General features: G+C 55.2%; 19 protein-coding genes. 12 read left to right on the top strand and 7 right to left on the bottom strand.

Going from position 1 to position 16,610, the window contains the following annotated elements; genetic code table 11:
* Positions 1-32: 32 nt before the first annotated feature.
* Together HX773_RS14110 and HX773_RS14105 are read right to left on the bottom strand one after the other, a co-directional pair.
* On the bottom strand, positions 33-323 hold the full coding sequence (locus HX773_RS14110; protein WP_176972040.1) for a type II toxin-antitoxin system RelE/ParE family toxin: 291 nt from the start codon (positions 321-323) through the stop codon (positions 33-35).
* On the bottom strand, positions 323-562 hold the full coding sequence (locus tag HX773_RS14105; protein ID WP_176972062.1) for a type II toxin-antitoxin system RelB/DinJ family antitoxin: 240 nt from the start codon (positions 560-562) through the stop codon (positions 323-325). The genes HX773_RS14110 and HX773_RS14105 overlap by 1 nt, the downstream gene beginning before the upstream one ends.
* Positions 563-721: 159 nt before the next feature.
* Between HX773_RS14105 and HX773_RS14100 the strand changes: the two genes are divergently transcribed.
* Together HX773_RS14100 and HX773_RS14095 are read left to right on the top strand one after the other, a co-directional pair.
* On the top strand, positions 722-925 hold the full coding sequence (locus tag HX773_RS14100; RefSeq protein ID WP_176972039.1) for a hypothetical protein: 204 nt from the start codon (positions 722-724) through the stop codon (positions 923-925).
* 133 nt (positions 926-1,058) lie between these two features.
* The gene (locus HX773_RS14095; protein ID WP_176972038.1) at positions 1,059-2,249 is read left to right on the top strand and encodes an MFS transporter; all 1,191 of its coding nucleotides are present in this window, start codon (positions 1,059-1,061) and stop codon (positions 2,247-2,249) included.
* Here the strand turns inward: HX773_RS14095 and HX773_RS14090 are convergent.
* The 3 genes from HX773_RS14090 to HX773_RS14080 form a co-directional block, all read right to left on the bottom strand.
* A complete protein-coding gene (locus HX773_RS14090; protein WP_176972037.1) occupies positions 2,242-2,586 on the bottom strand; it encodes a helix-turn-helix transcriptional regulator in 345 nt (114 codons plus the stop codon). The two genes, HX773_RS14095 and HX773_RS14090, sit on opposite strands and share 8 nt — an antisense overlap.
* Positions 2,587-2,682: 96 nt before the next feature.
* On the bottom strand, positions 2,683-3,624 hold the full coding sequence (locus HX773_RS14085; RefSeq protein WP_176972036.1) for a sugar phosphate isomerase/epimerase: 942 nt from the start codon (positions 3,622-3,624) through the stop codon (positions 2,683-2,685).
* A gap of 8 nt (positions 3,625-3,632) precedes the next feature.
* Entirely contained in the window at positions 3,633-4,811 is a 1,179-nt protein-coding gene (locus HX773_RS14080; RefSeq protein WP_176972035.1) for a Gfo/Idh/MocA family protein, read from the bottom strand.
* A gap of 404 nt (positions 4,812-5,215) precedes the next feature.
* Between HX773_RS14080 and HX773_RS14075 the strand changes: the two genes are divergently transcribed.
* The 7 genes from HX773_RS14075 to HX773_RS14045 all read left to right on the top strand — a co-directional run bounded on the left by HX773_RS14075 (position 5,216) and on the right by HX773_RS14045 (position 11,872).
* On the top strand, positions 5,216-6,229 hold the full coding sequence (locus HX773_RS14075) for a LacI family DNA-binding transcriptional regulator (RefSeq protein ID WP_176972034.1): 1,014 nt from the start codon (positions 5,216-5,218) through the stop codon (positions 6,227-6,229).
* Positions 6,230-6,246: 17 nt separating this feature from the next.
* Entirely contained in the window at positions 6,247-7,071 is an 825-nt protein-coding gene (locus HX773_RS14070) for a sugar phosphate isomerase/epimerase (RefSeq protein ID WP_176972033.1), read from the top strand.
* Between the two features lie 209 nt (positions 7,072-7,280).
* On the top strand, positions 7,281-8,009 hold the full coding sequence (locus HX773_RS14065) for a gluconate 2-dehydrogenase subunit 3 family protein (RefSeq protein ID WP_176972032.1): 729 nt from the start codon (positions 7,281-7,283) through the stop codon (positions 8,007-8,009).
* 18 nt (positions 8,010-8,027) lie between these two features.
* On the top strand, positions 8,028-9,797 hold the full coding sequence (locus HX773_RS14060; RefSeq protein WP_176972031.1) for a GMC family oxidoreductase: 1,770 nt from the start codon (positions 8,028-8,030) through the stop codon (positions 9,795-9,797).
* Positions 9,798-9,799: 2 nt separating this feature from the next.
* The gene (locus HX773_RS14055; RefSeq protein WP_176972030.1) at positions 9,800-11,113 is read left to right on the top strand and encodes a cytochrome c; all 1,314 of its coding nucleotides are present in this window, start codon (positions 9,800-9,802) and stop codon (positions 11,111-11,113) included.
* Between the two features lie 170 nt (positions 11,114-11,283).
* Entirely contained in the window at positions 11,284-11,604 is a 321-nt protein-coding gene (locus tag HX773_RS14050; RefSeq protein ID WP_176972029.1) for a type II toxin-antitoxin system RelE/ParE family toxin, read from the top strand.
* A complete protein-coding gene (locus HX773_RS14045) occupies positions 11,594-11,872 on the top strand; it encodes a helix-turn-helix transcriptional regulator (protein WP_176972028.1) in 279 nt (92 codons plus the stop codon). Before HX773_RS14050 ends, HX773_RS14045 begins: the two co-directional genes overlap by 11 nt.
* A 55-nt stretch (positions 11,873-11,927) precedes the next feature.
* Here HX773_RS14045 and HX773_RS14040 read toward each other — a convergent pair whose 3' ends face one another.
* Positions 11,928-12,392, bottom strand: a complete 465-nt coding sequence (locus HX773_RS14040; protein ID WP_176972027.1) for a heme-degrading domain-containing protein — start codon at positions 12,390-12,392, stop codon at positions 11,928-11,930.
* An 82-nt stretch (positions 12,393-12,474) separates the two neighbouring features.
* Entirely contained in the window at positions 12,475-12,825 is a 351-nt protein-coding gene (locus HX773_RS14035) for a cupin domain-containing protein (protein WP_176972026.1), read from the bottom strand.
* A gap of 210 nt (positions 12,826-13,035) precedes the next feature.
* On the opposite strand from HX773_RS14035, the gene glsB reads away from it, so the two are divergent.
* The 3 genes from glsB to HX773_RS14020 all read left to right on the top strand — a co-directional run bounded on the left by glsB (position 13,036) and on the right by HX773_RS14020 (position 16,587).
* Positions 13,036-13,983, top strand: a complete 948-nt coding sequence (gene glsB / locus HX773_RS14030; RefSeq protein WP_218168253.1) for a glutaminase B — start codon at positions 13,036-13,038, stop codon at positions 13,981-13,983.
* Positions 13,984-14,361: 378 nt separating this feature from the next.
* Positions 14,362-14,778, top strand: coding sequence for a DUF2946 domain-containing protein (locus HX773_RS14025; RefSeq protein WP_176972024.1), 417 nt, complete (start codon positions 14,362-14,364; stop codon positions 14,776-14,778).
* 72 nt (positions 14,779-14,850) lie between these two features.
* Entirely contained in the window at positions 14,851-16,587 is a 1,737-nt protein-coding gene (locus tag HX773_RS14020) for a DUF2534 family protein (RefSeq protein WP_176972023.1), read from the top strand.
* Positions 16,588-16,610 lie beyond the last annotated feature (23 nt).

The following is a 16,610-nucleotide window of genomic DNA, read 5'->3' as shown; positions in this document are numbered from 1 at the left end:
AAAGGTGGACGCGGATGCGCGATGGCGCAAGTCTACTCATGTAGCCGCCGTTTGGCATTTTCATATGAATCCTCATGCTCTCGCTTACCGACTGAAACAACAAATACTATTAGGCGATCATCTTGCACCTGATATACGAGTCGGTAACCACTCGCGCGCAGCTTAATCTTGTAGCAGTTTGGTAATCTTCGCAGTCTATTAGCCTCGATTCGTGGGGCCTGAATAATCTCTGCGAGCTTCTTTTTCAATTGCTCACGAACTTGTTCACCCAGTTTTCGCCACTCTTTCAAGGCACGCTGGTCGAACTCCAACAGATACTTCATTAGAGATCATCCAATGTCACTCTTACAGGCTGCGGATTTCGTAAGCGCTCACGCACTATCTCCACTAATTCGGCGTCTTCATCACTCAATAAGGTTTTCTTAAAAGGCAGTCTTTCATTATCAGCAATGTATTCCAGGGTCTGCCGCAATGCCTCTGAGGGAGTAATGCCCATTTTTTCAAGCGCGGCGAAAGCACGCGCTTTTAATTCATCATCGATTCTGAGATTAATATTGGCCATAAACTCACTCGCTGTAATCACGTTTGTACGCACAATTTTCATCTTTAATTCATCCTTATGCAAGCCGCAATTCCTGTTGATGATCATGGACGTGATTTTCAAAAAGTCCCACTCTGCTTCTTTCACCTGGTCAGTAAAATGAAGAGGAAAAGCGCTTAAATGTTAAAAATCGTCTCTAAATCCATTGATGAACAACCTGTTCAGGATGATGTTTTACAACGTCCACAAGATAAAAACCTGCCCGATTTTAAGGATGTGATTAAAACTGGAAGATTGTCCGCAGAAGATCTCAGCGGTTTGCAGGAACTTAACCGAATTTCAGATCTGTGTGGGCTTTTGTCAGATGAGTACAGGACGTTCTAACCGACTTTACATATCCCAACTCACTCGTTAGTATTGCCCTCCTTTCAGCGGTCCATCGCCGCTGCGTAAGCGTTAACGTCAACCAACGCACCATAAGCAGACTCGGTCTGCCTCATTGTTATGGTGCGAAAATATGACCCATTCCGTTTTATCTGCGAATCCTGTCCTGCGTCGTTCTGGTTTTTTCCTGTTCTTACTGCTGCTCACGGCGGCCAACTTGCGCACGCCAATTACTGCGGTCGGCCCGGTGCTGGAAAACATCCGTCTGACGTTTGGCTTGAGCGCCAGTGCGGCGGGCGTGATCAACTTCTTGCCGCTGTTGATGTTCGCTACCTTAGCGCCACCCGCAGCGTGGTTCGGCAACCGTTTTGGTCTCGAGCGCAGTTTATGGGGCGCATTGCTGCTCATCACGCTGGGATCGATTCTGCGTATCAGCGGCAGTGAATCTGCGTTGTGGGCGGGAACGATCATCCTGAGTTCGGGGATTGCGGCGGCCAACGTGCTGCTGCCGCCGCTGATCAAGCGTGACTTCACTGAACACACCGCGCGATATGTTGGCTTGTACGCGATGACCATGGCGATCACCGCCAGCATTGCGTCGGGCGTGGTGGTGCCGCTGGCAGAGCTGAGTCGCGCGGGCTGGCGACTCTCATTAGCAGTGTGGCTGGTTCCGGCGATCGTCGCGCTGTTAGCCTGGCTGCCGTATCTGAAAAAGCCTGCGCCTCAGACAAAAAACAGCGCCAACAGCACGTCAATGCGCTCACCGTGGCGTGCGGCCTTGGGCTGGCAGGTTTCGTTGTTTATGGCCTGCCAATCGCTGGTGTTTTACACCCTGATTGGTTGGTTCACGCCTTTTGCACAAGACAGTGGCATTAGCCAGTTGGAAGCGGGTGGCATGTTGTTCGTCTATCAGATTGTGGCCATCGTTTCGAATCTGGCCTGCATGAGTGCACTGAAAAAAATGCGCGATCAGCGGGCGATTGGTTTTCTCGCCTCGCTGTCGATTTTTATCGCCGTCGCCGGACTGTTAATGGCACCGAATTACGCGCTGCTGTGGCTGATTCTGGCGGGATTAGGCGCCGGTGCATCAATGGTGATTTGTCTGTCATTGTTTAATCTGCGCACTCATGATCATTTGCAGGCGTCGAAATTGTCGGGCATGGCGCAGTGCGTCGGTTACGGTTTAGCGGCGCTGGGCCCGCTCTGTTTTGGCCTGCTGCATGACGTCGGCGGCAACTGGCAGTGGCCACTGATGCTGCTGTTGGTGATTGCGGGACTACAGATGATTGTGGCAACACTGGCTGGGCGGGCGCGGGTTATTTAACCTGGAAGTCATCCAGCGTGGTGCGGGTCAAGGGATCTTGCTGGGTGGCGCTTAACAGCGAATCGAGCAGACCCGGAAAACGGGCATCGAGATCGTCGCGGCGTAGTGACAGCAGATTTTCACGGCCAGACGGTTTCTGCCAGATAATGCCGCCCTCGCGCAGCACGCGCCAGTGATGGGTTAAGGTGGATTTGGATACACCTTTCAGCAGCGAACCGCAAGTGTGTTCACCGCCGTCCGCCAGAATGCTGATCACCGTCATACGCATCGGATTGCCCAACGCCGTCAGCACATTCTCCAGCCTGATTTCATCGCGCTGTGGGTGGTTTTCCAGCATGCCGTGCCTCTTAATAATGAGTGAACCACGAATTATCAGGCAGGCAAGGCTGGATGTACAGAACACGGCGAGCGGTTGCCCGCCGTGGGTTTAACATTACTGGCTAATGGTTTGCTTGAGCGCCGCGATCGAAGAGGTCACGCCCGCTTCCACCGACATGGTGAGATCTTCCATCTCCAGCGATACCCAATCGTTGTAGCCCATCATGCGTACTACCGAGAAGAACTCTTTCCACCACTGCAGATCCTGGCCGCAACCAACTGCAACATAGTTCCAGGCGCGATTGGCGACATCTTCCACCGGTTTGGTTTCCAGCAGACCGTTGATGTCCACTAGCCCGCGCTCCAGACGCACATCTTTGCCGTGACAGTGATGAATCGCCGGGCCGAGCGCGCGCGCTGCGGCAATCGGGTCCGCGCCCATCCACAGCAGATGGCTGGGATCGAGATTCAGGCCCACCATATCGCCAACCGCGTCGCGCAGGCGGAACAAGGTTTCCGGATTCCACACCAGCATCGAACTGAAGTTCTCCAGCGCGAATTTCTCCACGCCGCTCTCTTTGGCGCGCTGCACCAGCCCTTGCCAGTAAGGAATCGCCACTTCATTCCACTGATAATCGAGGCAGTTTTTCAGCGTCGGCGGCCAGCTCACGGTGTAAGTGATCCAGTTTGGAATGGTGTCGTGCGGGCTGGCGGGCGGCAGACCGCTCATCATGACGATTTTCTTCACGCCCAGTTCACCGGCTAGCGCCAGCGCGTTTTCCGTATCGCGCTTGTGCTTGTTGCCCAGCTCGCCTGGATCGAGCGGATTACCCGACACATTCAACGCCGCAATCGACATGCCGCGACTCTCCAGCGCCTGCAGCAATTGTTGACGCTGCGTGGCGCTGCCGAGCAACTCTTCGGTGCGCAGATGCGGTGCCGGTGACCAACCTCCGGTCGTCATCTCCACGCCGTAAACGCCCAGCTCCAGCAATTTATCCAGCATCTGTTCAAACGACAGATGACCCAGACTATCGGTACAAAACGAAAGTTTCATGACAATCCTTATTCGTAGTTAACCCAGCTCGCGCCGTTGTCCGCAGAACGCACGCAGTTTTCGATCCAGCGCACACCTTCAATCCCGGCGTTAATATCGGGATAGATCAGGTTATCGAGCGTTGTTTGGTCGCCCTGTTGGGTGGCGTGAATAGCGATGGCAAATTTCAGATAGATGTTGGCCCAGGATTCCGCCAGACCTTCGGTGTGCAGCGCGCCCAGACGTTCATCGGCCAAGGCGCTTTCATGCAGGTACGGCATGCCGTGATGCATAATCTGATTCGGCTGGCCCTGCACTTCATATTTCAGCTCGCCTGGGTTGTAGTCGCTCCACTCCAGACTGGCGCGCGAACCAATTACGCGGATACTTTGGCTGTCCATCGAACCGGCATTGATCGATGAGGCCCACATGCGCCCTACCGCGCCGTTGTCGTAATGCATCAGCACCATGGCGTTATCTTCCAGCGGCGCGCGCGACGGAATGAAGCTCTGGCGATCGCACAGCAGCGATTTCACTTTCAGTTCTGGCAGCACCAGCTGGGAGATGTAGAAGGTGTGGGTAGAGATGTCGCCGAGCACAAACGACGGACCGGCAATCTTCGGATCGACGCGCCATTTTTGCGCTTCGCTGAATTTGTCGGCGCTGTCATTGGCGCTAAAGCCGTGGGTGTATTGCAGCTCCACCATGCGCACATCACCAATTTCGCCATTGGCGATCATCGCGCGCATCTGCATCAGCAGCGGATGGCCGGAGAAACCGTAGGTCACGCCAACGATCAGCCCTTTTGCCGCCGCCAGTGCTTTGATTTCCAGCGCTTCGGCGGTGGTGAAGAACAGCGGCTTTTCACAAATCACGTGAATACCGGCATTCAATGCCGCTTTGGTGATCTCAAAATGGGTGCCGTTTGGCGTGGCGATGGACACCACTTCAACGCCATCCGCACGCTTCGCCTCTTCGGCCAGCAGCTGCTGATAAGTGGCGTAGCAGCGATCCGCATCGAGCCCTAAGTTGACGCCGAAATCGCGGCCACGTTCAGCGTCGATATCAAAGGCGCTGGCAACCATCTGGTACGCCGTGTTATCCCGCAACGCACCGCAACGGTGTTTATAACCAACCTGGCTGAGACGGCCGCCACCGATCATGGCCCAGCGCAGTGGGCGTGGAATACTCTTTTCACCGATGAGCATAACAACTCCTGTTTATTTTGCACTCGGGTGCAAAATGGTTTGAGGTAAGAGGTAGAGACTAATTTTTAGCTGTTTATCATTTTGCTACCGGGTGCAAAATAAGCTGCACGCGTTAGGTAAAAATGAGATTTGTTTGGTAGTGGTGAGCAAAATGTCAGCTAAGACGACTTTTTAGTCAATCTGGCAAAGTGCAAATCAGCGAAATCGATCACAAAAAGTTAATGAAATGCACCCGATTGCAAAAAACGTTGCAATCGGGTGCAAAGATCAAACATAATCGCAACATCATAAAAACAGGGTTATTTGTCGCGCTTTACGCCAATTGCATACGCTTAGGTGTTTATTTTCCGTTGGGTTTCACGTTCAATGCTGGGGGTCTCCGCTTTTTCCCCTATGCAGGTGCTATGAGTAAACCAACCGCAAAATCTCACAAAGCCACCGCCAGCGATGTGGCAAGACTGGCTGGCGTCTCAAAGTGGACGGTGTCGCGCGCCTTTACGCCCGGCGCGTCTATTTCCGAGAAAGCGCGCGAACGCGTAATAGCGATTGCTACCGAGTTGGGTTACCGCCCTAACCTGCTGGCACGCAGCCTGTCGCAGAAGAAGACACAGATTATTGGCGTGGTAATCGACGAGCTAAAAAATCCGCACTCGATGCTGATGCTCGACACCGTCACCCGCCAGCTACAGCAGCGCGGCTACATGGCGCTGCTGCTGAATATTGGTAGCGGTGAAAACTACCGCGCGGTGCTGTCGCTGGCCGATCAGCTGCAGGTCGATGGCATGCTGTTTCTCGGCACGGTGCTAAGCGATGAGCTGGTCGCCGTGGCGCGTGAAATGCACCACATTCCGCTGGTGCAAGTGTGCCGTAACAACGACGAGCCAGATATTGAAGTGGTCAATATCGATGGCTTGCAGGCGGGCAAACAGCTGGGCGAGCTGCTGCTGGCGCAAGGTTATACGCGCATCGGGTACATGATGGGCCCGGCCACCAGCAGCCATCACACGCTGCGTTTAGAAGGTCTGCAACTTGCGCTGAACCAAGCCGGCCTGGCGCTGGAAGTGCTGCTAACCGCCGGTGAATACGCCCGCGAACGCAGCTACGCGGCGTTGACCGATTATCTCAACGCGCACGCGCCCGATCAGCGGGTTGAAGCGCTGTTTTGCGAAAACGATGTGCTGGCGCTCGGCGCGCTAGCGGCCTTGCGCGAAGGTGCAGGCAACAAATTTATGGCGGTGGTGGGCTTCGATGATATCGATGAAGCCAGCTTGCCCAGCTGGCAGCTCACCACTTTCAGTCAGCGTATTGATTTGATCATCACTGAAGCCCTGAACCGGTTGATTGATGAACGTGCCACTCCGGGTGGCGTTTGGTCTCAGGGAGAATTGCGTATTCGACGCTCTCACCTGAAGCCCTGAGGTAACAAGGAGGAGAGATGAAGTTGTCGTTGCATGGCGTGTCTGTTTGGTACAGCAATGCCGTCACTCAGTTACGCATCGCCCATGAGACTGGCTTTAGCGGGCTGGAAATCCTGCCAGAACATCTGTATCGCTATCTGGAAAATGGTGGCAGCTATGCTGCCTACCGCGATCTGATGGCGAAATACAGCGTCGATATTACCTGCATCAATGCGCTGAAACGCATTGGTCGCCATGAGCCGGAAGCGCGGGCTGAGCTGCTGCGCGAAGCGAAAAAAATCTGCCAGGCCGCGGTGGAACTGCGTTGTCCGGTGGTGCAAATCATGGCGCTGACCGAACTCGATCACCTTTCCGCCGCCGAGCGCGATGCCATCCTGCTGGAGAATATCTCCGCCATCGCCGATATCGGCGCGCCGCACGGCATCAAATTCCAGATAGAAGTCGTCGCCTTCACCGCGTTCAATTCGCTGCAACACGCGCTGGATCTGATTAAACAGAGCGGCAAAGACAATCTCGGCGTGGTGGTGGATTTCTGGCACCTGCATGCTGGCGGTGGCACCACGCCTGATGAAGTGGCGCGCATGGATAAAGAGCTGATTTACGGCGTCCATTTCTGCGATGGCCGTGCGGCCAAACCGGGCGAAGCCTGGGATGAGTGGGTACAGCGCGACTATGCACCAGGCGAAGGCGACGTGGATATTGCCGCCTGGGTGGCGGCGGTTAAAGCCACCGGCTACGACGGCGTTTGGTCACCGGAACTCTTAAGCCCGCAAAACTGGGAAGACGATTTGTGGGATATTTCCCGTCACTGCTATGAAGATATGAATAAATATATTCATTAACATAAAGGGAGCCCGATAAACGGGTTTCCCGCGAATACGGTCACCATAAATGGCGACCGTATATTTACCCTACCTCTGAAAAAAATAATAACGAACGCAGATTCGTCGCTAGCGCCTGCGCGCTATTCAGCGCGCGGTCATTGCGTCTGAAATATCTGAACGTCGTGCTCTGTCAATATTCATCTGTTGAAGTTTAAGGGATAAAAAGTATGAACCGAAGAGAAGCGCTCTTTTCGCTCAGTGGAATTGTGGCATCCCTCGCCGTCGCGCCGCAGCTGCGGGCGAAAGAGCTGCATAGTGTCCCGCTGGAAACGAAACTCAGCACCGATCACCTGCCGCAACCGGCATGGCAAGGCGGTTATCAGGTGCTCACTAACCCGCTGGATCGCCAGAACCTTGCCGCCATTTTTGATCGCCTGATCCCCGCCGATGACCTTGGCCCATCCGCCAGTGAAGCGGGCGCGATTGAGTTCCTCGATAACCAGTTAGCCGGTGATTATGGCTCCGGCGCGGCGCTCTATTTGCAGGCGCCGCTGCATCCGGAAAATGAAGCGGCGTTGATGGGCAGCCCGCAATTTCTCACCCCGCCAAAAGCACGCTATTTAACCGGCTTAGCCGCGCTGGAAAAGTGGGCGCAGCAACAGCATCAGGCTTCATTGCATACCTTATCAGCTGAACAGATCGATACATTCCTGACGGCAATGGAAGACGGCAAGATCGATTTAGGAAAAGACGTAAATAGCCAGGCGCTGTTTGAATTAATGCTGCAAAACGCGCGCGAAAGCTATTTAGCGGATCCGATTTATGGCGGAAATAAAAATATGGCGGGCTGGAAAATGATCGGTTTTCCTGGCGCACGCTATGACTATCGCCCTTATATCGAACGCCGCAACGAAAATCTGGCGCTTATTCCCGTCAGCCTAATTCCTAACGATTAAATAGCCGGAGCTGAGTCAATGTCATTAGTAAGAAATAAAGCTGACGTGGTGATCGTCGGCTTAGGTTGGGCCGGTTCGGTGATGGCGGAAGAGCTTACCCGCGCGGGACTCAACGTGGTCGCCATTGAGCGCGGAGCCTGGCGCGATACCTCGACCGATTTCCCGGTCGCCATTGATGCCGATGAACTGCGTTTCCACACGCGTCGCAAAATCCTGCAACCCATGAGCGTGGAAACCACCACCTTCCGCAACCGCAGCGATCAGCTGGCGGCGCCGGTGCGTAACTGGTCGGCGTTTCAATTTGGCTGGAACGTCGGCGGTGCAGGCACGCACTGGGCCGGCATGTCATGGCGCTTTACGCCGTGGGATTTTGAAGTGGCGAAGCAAACCCGTGAACGCTACGGCGCGAAGAAGATGCAGGGTTTGCAGCTGCAGGATTGGGGCGTGACCTACGACGAAATGGCACCGTTCTACGATCGCTTCGAGCGTATTGCGGGCACTTCCGGTATCGCGGGCAATCTCAATGGCCAGCCGCAAAAAGGCGGCAATATCTTTGAAGGCCCGCGATCGCGTGACTATCCCACCCCGCCGCTGAAAGATACGCACTGGATGAGCAAGTACCGCAAAACCACCGAAAGCATGGGATATCACCCGTTCACGGTGCCTGCCGGTAACCTGTCGCAAGCTTATGTCAATCCGCTCGGCGTCAGCATGGGTCCGTGCACCTATTGCGGCTTCTGCGACTTCCACGGCTGCGGCAACTTCTCCAAGTCATCGCCGCAAGCGTGCATTCTGCCGGTGCTGATGCGCCGTCCAAACTTCACGCTGCTGACCGAAACCGAAGTGCTGCACGCCGTGAAGCATGACGACGGTAAAACGGTGAAAGGCGTGAAATTCATCACCCAGGATGGCGTGGAAGGCTTCCAGCCGGCGGATATCGTCTGTATCACCGCTTATCAGATGGATAACGTGCGCCTGATGCTGCTCTCCGGCGTGGGCGAGCAATACAATCCGCTGACTGGTCGCGGCACCATTGGCCGTAACTACAACTTTCAAACCTGCTCCAGCGTCACCGGCTTCTTCGATAACGAATACATGAACCCGTTCATCGGCGGCGGCGCATTGGCGGTGCAGATTGATGACTTCAACGGCGATAACTTCGACCACAGCGATCTCGATTTCATCGGCGGTGCGGGCATCATGGGCTTCTCCACCAACGGTCGTCCGATTCAGAACATGAACGGCCTGCGTCCGGGCACTAAACGCTGGGGCAGCGAGTGGAAAACGGGCTACAAGCGTGATTACCAAACCGCCGGTACCATCTTCTGCCAGGGCACCTCGATGCCGATGCGCGAAGCCTATCTCGATCTCGATCCCAACTACAAAGATCGTCACGGCCAGCCGCTGATCCGCACCACGTTCGACTGGAACCAGAACGATTTACGCATGGCGAAATATGTCACCGATCGCGCCATCAACATCATGAAAGAGACCGGCGGCCAGCACATCGTGGTGGATAACCAGGCGGAGAAGAGCTGGAATCCGTACCAGCAGCACAGCTCGCACACCATTGGTGGCGCGGTGATGGGCGCCGATCCCAGCACCTCCGCACTCAATCCCTATCTGCAAAGCTGGGATGCGCACAACCTGTTTGTGGTCGGCGCATCCGCCTTCCCCAACAACGGCGGTTATAACCCGACCATTACCATTGGTGCGCTGGCGGTGCGTGCTGCGCAGGCGATCCACCAGAAGTACATCAATAATCCGGCACCGCTGGTGGGGGCGTAATCATGGCGAAAGCAAAGAAAATTACCTACACGCTCGCCGCACTGGCGGTGATGGCGGGCATCGTGGCGTCAGGCCGTTTGTGGGTGGTGTTAGACAGCGCGCGCTCCAACGTTGCTGACGATAAAGTGCAGTTGGCCGATTTCCACAGCAACGACGATGCCGCCATCAAACGCGGTGAATACGTGATGCGCCTCGCCGACTGCGCCGCCTGTCACAATGCGGACTTCTCCGGCGGCTACAAAATTGATACGCCATTTGGCGCGCTGCAGACCTCGAACATTTCGCCGGATCGTGAAACCGGCATCGGCAATATGACCGAGCGCGATTTCTTCAACGCGGTGCGTCAGGGACGCGGTGAACACGGCTTCCTCTATCCGGCGATGCCGTACACCGCTTACACCCAGATGAGCGATGGTGATATGCACGATCTTTGGGCCTACTTCTCGGCGCAAAAACCGGTGCACAACGCCATCGATGAAAATGCGGGCATGAATTTCCCCTACAACATTCGTCTGGCGATGGCTGGCTGGAACCTGTTGTTCTTCGATAACAACGCATTCAAGCCGCAAACCGCGCAGAATGATGAGTGGAATCGCGGTAAGTACATCGTTGATGGTCCGGCGCACTGTAGCGTCTGCCACACCGCTCGCAACGCGCTGGGCGGCGAAATCAGCAGCCAATATCTGCAAGGTGGCAATCTGGGAAGCTGGTACGCGCCGGATATCACGCCGAATCCTCACGCTGGCATTGGCAAATGGAGCGATGAGCAGATCGCTGACTATCTGAAAACCGGCTCGAACGGTGCAAGCGTGGCGGCGGGTCCAATGGCGGAAGCGGTTGAGCATTCGACGCAGTATTTCAACGATCGCGATCTGCACGCTATCGCCACTTATCTGCGCAGCTTACCGGCCTCTTCCACGCCGCAAACCGCCGGATTTGTGATGGATAAAACGCGTCACGATCAGGCTGCACTGCGCTATGAAGTGGATTGCTCGGCGTGTCACGGTTTGTCAGGTGAAGGTATCACCGGCATGGTGCCCGCCTTTGCCGGCAATGGCGCGATGCAGAACGATCCCACCAACATGATCCACGCGCTGCTGGACGGTGCTCGCGCGCCGCACACCGCAGACCGCCCAACGTCCGCAGGCATGCCAGCATTCTCCTGGAAGCTTAACGATCAGCAGATGGCCGATGTGCTGAACTACGTGAGGAATTCGTGGGGTAATCAGGCTGCCGAGGTGAAAGCTAGCCAGGTCGCCGATCTGCGCAAAACCACCGGCGCAGGGGATAAGCTGAAAGTCCCGGCAATGAAATAGCGTTTGTTGTGCAATAAAACGCCCGGTGTGTTGATCACATCGGGCGTTTTTGTTTTTTGAATACTTTTAAACTTCCGTTCGGTTAAGTATTGAGCATTAGCCCACAGGCTAATATTAGCTGTTGAGCTAATACAAAATCATCGTTAGAATTATCGCACGGAGGCCAGCCAGTGTTCGAGGTTATCTACCATGACGCCGCTGAGGATGAACTTAGATCATTACCACCTATCATTCGCGTGAAATTTGTAAAACTGGTCAATCGTTTACAAACCGATCCTTGTAGTCTCCGTGAGCCTCATACCAAACCGCTGGGAAATGGGCTGTATGAGATTAGAACCTCTGGTACCGATATCTCACGCGGACTTTGGGTGTACCTGCGAGGACAGAAAATTTACATGCTGCGTATTTTTATTAAGAAGAGTCAAAAAATACCATCATCAGAAATAGAGAAAGCCCTGCGAAGGCTGGAGGAAATGCAGAATGAAATATAAAACTCACAATCAAATTCATGAAGAGATGCTGCAAGACCCCGAATACCGTGCAGCATGGGAAGCTGAGGAGCGTAAATCGCGAATGCAATCGCTACTCAAAGAGTGGCGCCAGAATGCGGGTTTAACCAGCGCTCAGGTTGCAGAGCGAATGGGAGTAAAACCGCCCACCGTTTCGCGTATGGAAAAAAATATTACCTCTGCCAGCCTGGATACTATCGCGCGATACGCCAAAGCCTGCGGCGTTGGTTCAGCAACGCTGTTATTTTGAGAATTAAAACGCCGGAGGCCATTTTCAATCTCCGGCATTCTTTCTTCTAACAAACTCATCGCAGCAGCTGGGCAATCCCCCACAGCGCTAACGCATGATCGTCTTCAGACGGTAAACCGCTGATAGTCACTGCGCCGATGATCGCGCCTTGAGAAGTGAGCAGCGGGAAAGAGCCACCGTGATCGGTGTAATCTTCCTGGCGGGTATAACCCTGCTGCGCCATCCGCTCGCCCTTCTGCTCATTGAAAAGCCCCACATACATTGAAGAATGGCCGGTCAGCAGCACGGTATTGCGCTTGCGACGCATCCATTCCAGATTTTCTGGGGCTGATCCTGGCAACGCCGCCAGAAACAGCACCTGCCCAAACGCATAGACTTCGATAGCCACAGGCGCATTGTCTTCCCGCGCGCGCTGCTGAATGCTTTGGCCGATTTGCCACGCTAAATCGAAATCAAACTGCGGTAAACGATGCTCGGCTTCCTGCTGCAACAGGGTTTCAAGGGACGGCAACGATGACATGATAGAATCCTCTCAATTTGAAATAAATTTTCCATATTTTATATCATGGAATATATTTTTCGCATGTGATGAGGTTCTCACTTCAGATTTCGCTAACCGGAAGCGCGCCGTAATGCACCGCGAGCCACACCGTTGGGCCGCGGCTGTCCGTCCAGTTGACGCGATGGCGGCAGCCAGCGGGAATCTCGACAAAATCACCGACCTGCAAGTGACGTTCCTGTGCTTCCCCTTCCAGCTGAAATCCTGCCGATCCTTGTAAAACGATCACCCATTCCCCTTGCGTCTGGCAGTACCAGAAATCGGGTGGACTGGCTTGTCCAGTTGAAACGATGCGTTCGATATGCAGATTGGGCTGCGTCAGCAGCGCTTCAAACGTCTCTGCGTTGCCGATCTGTGCGGCGGCGGGGAAATCGCGAAAAAGGTTAGTTATCATCGCGCGGGCTCGACATTTAATGAAATCAGCCCGCACTGTAACGCAGGCTTCACCCAGAAGGCTCACAGAATTTCGCGTCGCCGATTGACGCGCTGCACGCAAATCACCATCATCCTGGCCACCAATGTCCAGAGTTGTCAGAGACGTGCGGGCAGGTCGCCATGAATGGCGACCCTACAGTCAGGCGAGATTTTCGTAGGGTGCGCATTTATGCGCAGCAGCAGGAGCGTAAAGGTGTCGGAAATCAGTAATGCATTGCTAGAAGAGATTGTCAGCGAAGTTCGCCCGCTCACCCAACAGGGAAAAGTGGCGGATTATATTCCGGCGCTGGCCGACGTGGATGCCGATCAGCTCGGCATCGCCATTTGCACGCCCGACGGACGCTGTTTTCAGGCGGGCGATGCCGCGACGCGCTTCTCTATTCAGTCGATCTCCAAAGTGCTGTCGCTCAGCGTGGCGCTCACTTTGTATGAAGAGGACGAAATCTGGCAGCGCGTTGGCAAGGAGCCGTCCGGTCAGGCATTCAACTCGCTGGTGCAGTTGGAGCTCGAACAGGGTAAACCGCGCAATCCGTTTATCAATGCCGGTGCGCTGGTGATGTGCGATCTGCTGGAAAGCCGCCTGACCGCGCCGCGCCAGCGCATGCTGGAAATTGTGCGTCGTCTGGCGCAGCAACATGACATCAATTACGACCGCGTCGTCGCGCGCTCCGAATACGAACATTCGGCACGTAACGCTGCAATCGCCTGGTTGATGAAATCCTTCGGCAATTTCCATAACGATGTCAGCAAAGTGATGGAAACCTATTTTCATTACTGCTCGCTGGCGATGAGTTGCGAAGAACTGGCGCGCACCTTCCTCTATCTCGCCAATCATGGCCGCACTCAGGATGATGAATCGGCGGTGATCTCACCGCGCCAGGCACGTCAGGTGAACGCGTTGATGATGACCAGCGGCATGTACGATGGTGCCGGCGAATTCGCCTGGCGCGTTGGCATGCCAGCGAAGTCGGGCGTCGGCGGCGGCATTGTTGCGGTGATCCCCGGCGACATGAGTATCGCCGTCTGGTCGCCCGCGCTGGATCATTCGGGAAACTCCTTAGCGGGCACCGCGCTGCTGGAGAAACTCACCGAGCGATTGGGAAGATCGATATTCTAAAGCGCCCTGCAAATACAGTTTTGCATCACCGCACAAGCCGTAGCGGCGCGATTTACGCGCAATAGATTGCCGCTGTATCCAGGTGCGCATGAATGCGCACCCTACGAAAAACCCGCAAAATACCCATAGGGTCGCCATTCATGGCGACCGCCCCGCATTAACCTGCATTACGCAATAAACGCCATTCACTTCTCCATCCTTGCCCTTATGTTTCCTCTCTGTTTTTATCAGGTTGCATTAACGTTAACAGCCGCATCTCTTTAAGTGACTATTTTCAAAAGGTGCGAATTTTTTCTAAAATAGCCTCTATTTTTTTAACCCATCAACGTCAATCGCGTTACACTTCCGCCTCAATTACGGAATCATCCACTAGCAACCATGACGTTTACACATCACTTCCGCCAGCGTTTGACTGCCTGCGTCGCCATTGTGGCGGTGCTGCTGCTGTTCGTCGCGCCGATTGTGTCGAAAACGTTGATGGAGCGTCAAAGCCAGCTACAGGCGATGCCGCAGCACAGCATGATGGATAGCTCAATGAGCCATCATGAAATGATGATGGCGGATATGCCGATGCCCGGCATGAGCCATCACATGATGGACGACGGCGAGTTTGCCTGCGGCTACTGTGATCTGCTGGTGCATGTCCCGCTCCTGATGTGGGTGTTTATTCCGTTCATCTGGCTGATCATGGTGATCTCGCGCGCCCCGCCGCTGCCCCACGTGGTTGCGCCGATTGTGCGTCGCATTAGCAGCATTCATCGTCCGCGCGCCCCGCCTGCACCGCTTTCCTGCTGACCTCATTTATTGCAGCGCACGCTCAGCTTGAGCGCTGTGCTAAGACAATTTCTTTTTGGAAGGAAGACGGCTTTGTCTGCTGCTCACTCTGCAGCACCGCGCGGCGCGGTGCTTAATTTGCTACGTCGCTTACATTTTTATATTGGTCTGTTTGTCGCCCCGTTCATCTTTGTTGCGGCGCTCAGCGGCACGCTTTATGTGTTGACGCCCCAGCTGGAAAACCTGATTTATGCCGATGCGCTAACCGCCGAACCACAAGGCAACGCGCAGCCGCTGTCCGCACAAATCAGCGCGGCACGCGCCTATGCGGGCCAAAATCAGCACATCTACGCGGTGCGTCCTGCGCCGGGCGCAACGGATACCACGCGCGTGCAGTTCAGCGACGCCACGCTCGGTGCGTCACTGTCGCGTGCGGTGTTTATCGATCCCTACAGCCTGAAAGTGAAAGGCGATATGCCGGTTTACGGCACCAGCGGCGTGTTGCCGCTGCGCACCACCATCGACTTACTGCACAGCAGCCTGCTGCTCGGCGATTTCGGTCGTAACTACAGTGAACTGGCGGCGTCCTGGCTGTGGGTGGCCGCTCTCGGCGGCGTGGTGCTGTGGCTGGGAACGCGTCCGAAACGTAAGCTGAAACAGCCGCGCAGCGGTTTCGCCTTCAGCCGCCACTGGCACATTACGCTCGGTCTGACGTTGGCAATCGGTTTGGTGTTCTTCTCGGTGACCGGCCTGACGTGGTCGCAGTGGGCGGGCGGCAATATCGATCGCATGCGTACCGAACTGAACTGGCTGACGCCACAGGTGAATACCTCGCTCAACAGCGATGCGCCTGCTGCACCGGCCGATCCGCACGCCGAGCACAAGGCGGATATGGATATGTCGGGCATGAGTATGCCGATGTCGTCGATGACCAAACCAACGGCGGCGCCCGCTAAACCAGCGCGCAATAACGCCGCTGATGCCGACTGGGATCGCGTGCTGAATGCGGCGCGTCAGGATGGATTGAGCGCGGCGAAGCTCGAACTGCGTCAGCCAAAAAGCGCAGAAAAAGCGTGGGCGGTGACGGAGATCGATCGCAGCTGGCCAACGCGAGTCGATGCGGTGTCGGTGAATCCGCAGGACTTTAGCGTGGTGGATCACGTTTACTTTGCCAGTTTCCCGCTGGTGGCGAAGCTGACGCGCTGGGGCGTGGATGCGCATATGGGCGTGCTGTTTGGTTTGGCTAATCAGCTGCTGCTGGCGTTCTTTGGCCTCGGTTTATGCAGCATGATCGTGTTCGGTTATCGCATGTGGTGGATTCGTCGGCCAAAAGATGTCGAAGCGAATCCGGCACAAACCCTGACCGAAACCTGGATGGCGCTGCCGCATTACGCCAAAGGTGCCTGGTTAATGGTGGCGCTGGCGCTGGGTTATGCGCTGCCGGTGATGGGTGCGAGTTTGCTGGCGTTCCTGCTGCTGGACATCCTGCGCTGGCGCAAACAGCAACGCGCACCGCTGGATGAAGCCGCGCTGCTGGCCTCGCAGCAATCTCCGCTGGGCATCATTCGCGCGCGATTTGCCGTGAAGCGTAAAGAGATGCGCTACTTCCTGCGCGGTTTGTTTATCCTGGCGCTGATTGTCGGCACGGTGATGAGCAATGCGATTATCGGCGGCGTTATCGATCAATATGGCATTCCGTTCAGCCATTGGTCGCTGACCATGTACATCACGCAGGGCTTTATGATTGCGTTGTATACCACGGTATTTACCGCGCTGACGTCGATTCCGCTGTGGTACTTCTTCCTCGGCGAAAAGGATGATCGGGGCTAATTTCGTAGATACCGTCTTGCCAG

It is taken from the genome of Pantoea sp. B9002, assembly GCF_013385945.1.
Classification (GTDB): domain Bacteria; phylum Pseudomonadota; class Gammaproteobacteria; order Enterobacterales; family Enterobacteriaceae; genus Pantoea.
Note: the sequence above shows the minus strand (reverse complement) of the source record. Positions and strands in the feature narration are given on the sequence as shown.

Excerpts from the sequence above, each read along its gene's own strand:
- HX773_RS14110 (WP_176972040.1), bottom strand. The coding sequence starts at position 323 with ATGAAGTATCTGTTGGAGTTCGACCAGCGTGCCTTGAAAGAGTGGCGA.
- HX773_RS14055 (WP_176972030.1), top strand. The coding sequence starts at position 9,800 with ATGGCGAAAGCAAAGAAAATTACCTACACGCTCGCCGCACTGGCGGTG.
- HX773_RS14040 (WP_176972027.1), bottom strand. The coding sequence starts at position 12,392 with ATGTCATCGTTGCCGTCCCTTGAAACCCTGTTGCAGCAGGAAGCCGAG.
- HX773_RS14035 (WP_176972026.1), bottom strand. The coding sequence starts at position 12,825 with ATGATAACTAACCTTTTTCGCGATTTCCCCGCCGCCGCACAGATCGGC.
- glsB (WP_218168253.1), top strand. The coding sequence starts at position 13,036 with ATGCGCAGCAGCAGGAGCGTAAAGGTGTCGGAAATCAGTAATGCATTG.
- HX773_RS14080 (WP_176972035.1), bottom strand. The coding sequence starts at position 4,811 with ATGCTCATCGGTGAAAAGAGTATTCCACGCCCACTGCGCTGGGCCATG.
- HX773_RS14090 (WP_176972037.1), bottom strand. The coding sequence starts at position 2,586 with ATGCTGGAAAACCACCCACAGCGCGATGAAATCAGGCTGGAGAATGTG.
- HX773_RS14085 (WP_176972036.1), bottom strand. The coding sequence starts at position 3,624 with ATGAAACTTTCGTTTTGTACCGATAGTCTGGGTCATCTGTCGTTTGAA.
- HX773_RS14060 (WP_176972031.1), top strand. The coding sequence starts at position 8,028 with ATGTCATTAGTAAGAAATAAAGCTGACGTGGTGATCGTCGGCTTAGGT.
- HX773_RS14070 (WP_176972033.1), top strand. The coding sequence starts at position 6,247 with ATGAAGTTGTCGTTGCATGGCGTGTCTGTTTGGTACAGCAATGCCGTC.
- HX773_RS14025 (WP_176972024.1), top strand. The coding sequence starts at position 14,362 with ATGACGTTTACACATCACTTCCGCCAGCGTTTGACTGCCTGCGTCGCC.
- HX773_RS14075 (WP_176972034.1), top strand. The coding sequence starts at position 5,216 with ATGAGTAAACCAACCGCAAAATCTCACAAAGCCACCGCCAGCGATGTG.
- HX773_RS14100 (WP_176972039.1), top strand. The coding sequence starts at position 722 with ATGTTAAAAATCGTCTCTAAATCCATTGATGAACAACCTGTTCAGGAT.
- HX773_RS14045 (WP_176972028.1), top strand. The coding sequence starts at position 11,594 with ATGAAATATAAAACTCACAATCAAATTCATGAAGAGATGCTGCAAGAC.
- HX773_RS14065 (WP_176972032.1), top strand. The coding sequence starts at position 7,281 with ATGAACCGAAGAGAAGCGCTCTTTTCGCTCAGTGGAATTGTGGCATCC.
- HX773_RS14105 (WP_176972062.1), bottom strand. The coding sequence starts at position 562 with ATGGCCAATATTAATCTCAGAATCGATGATGAATTAAAAGCGCGTGCT.
- HX773_RS14095 (WP_176972038.1), top strand. The coding sequence starts at position 1,059 with ATGACCCATTCCGTTTTATCTGCGAATCCTGTCCTGCGTCGTTCTGGT.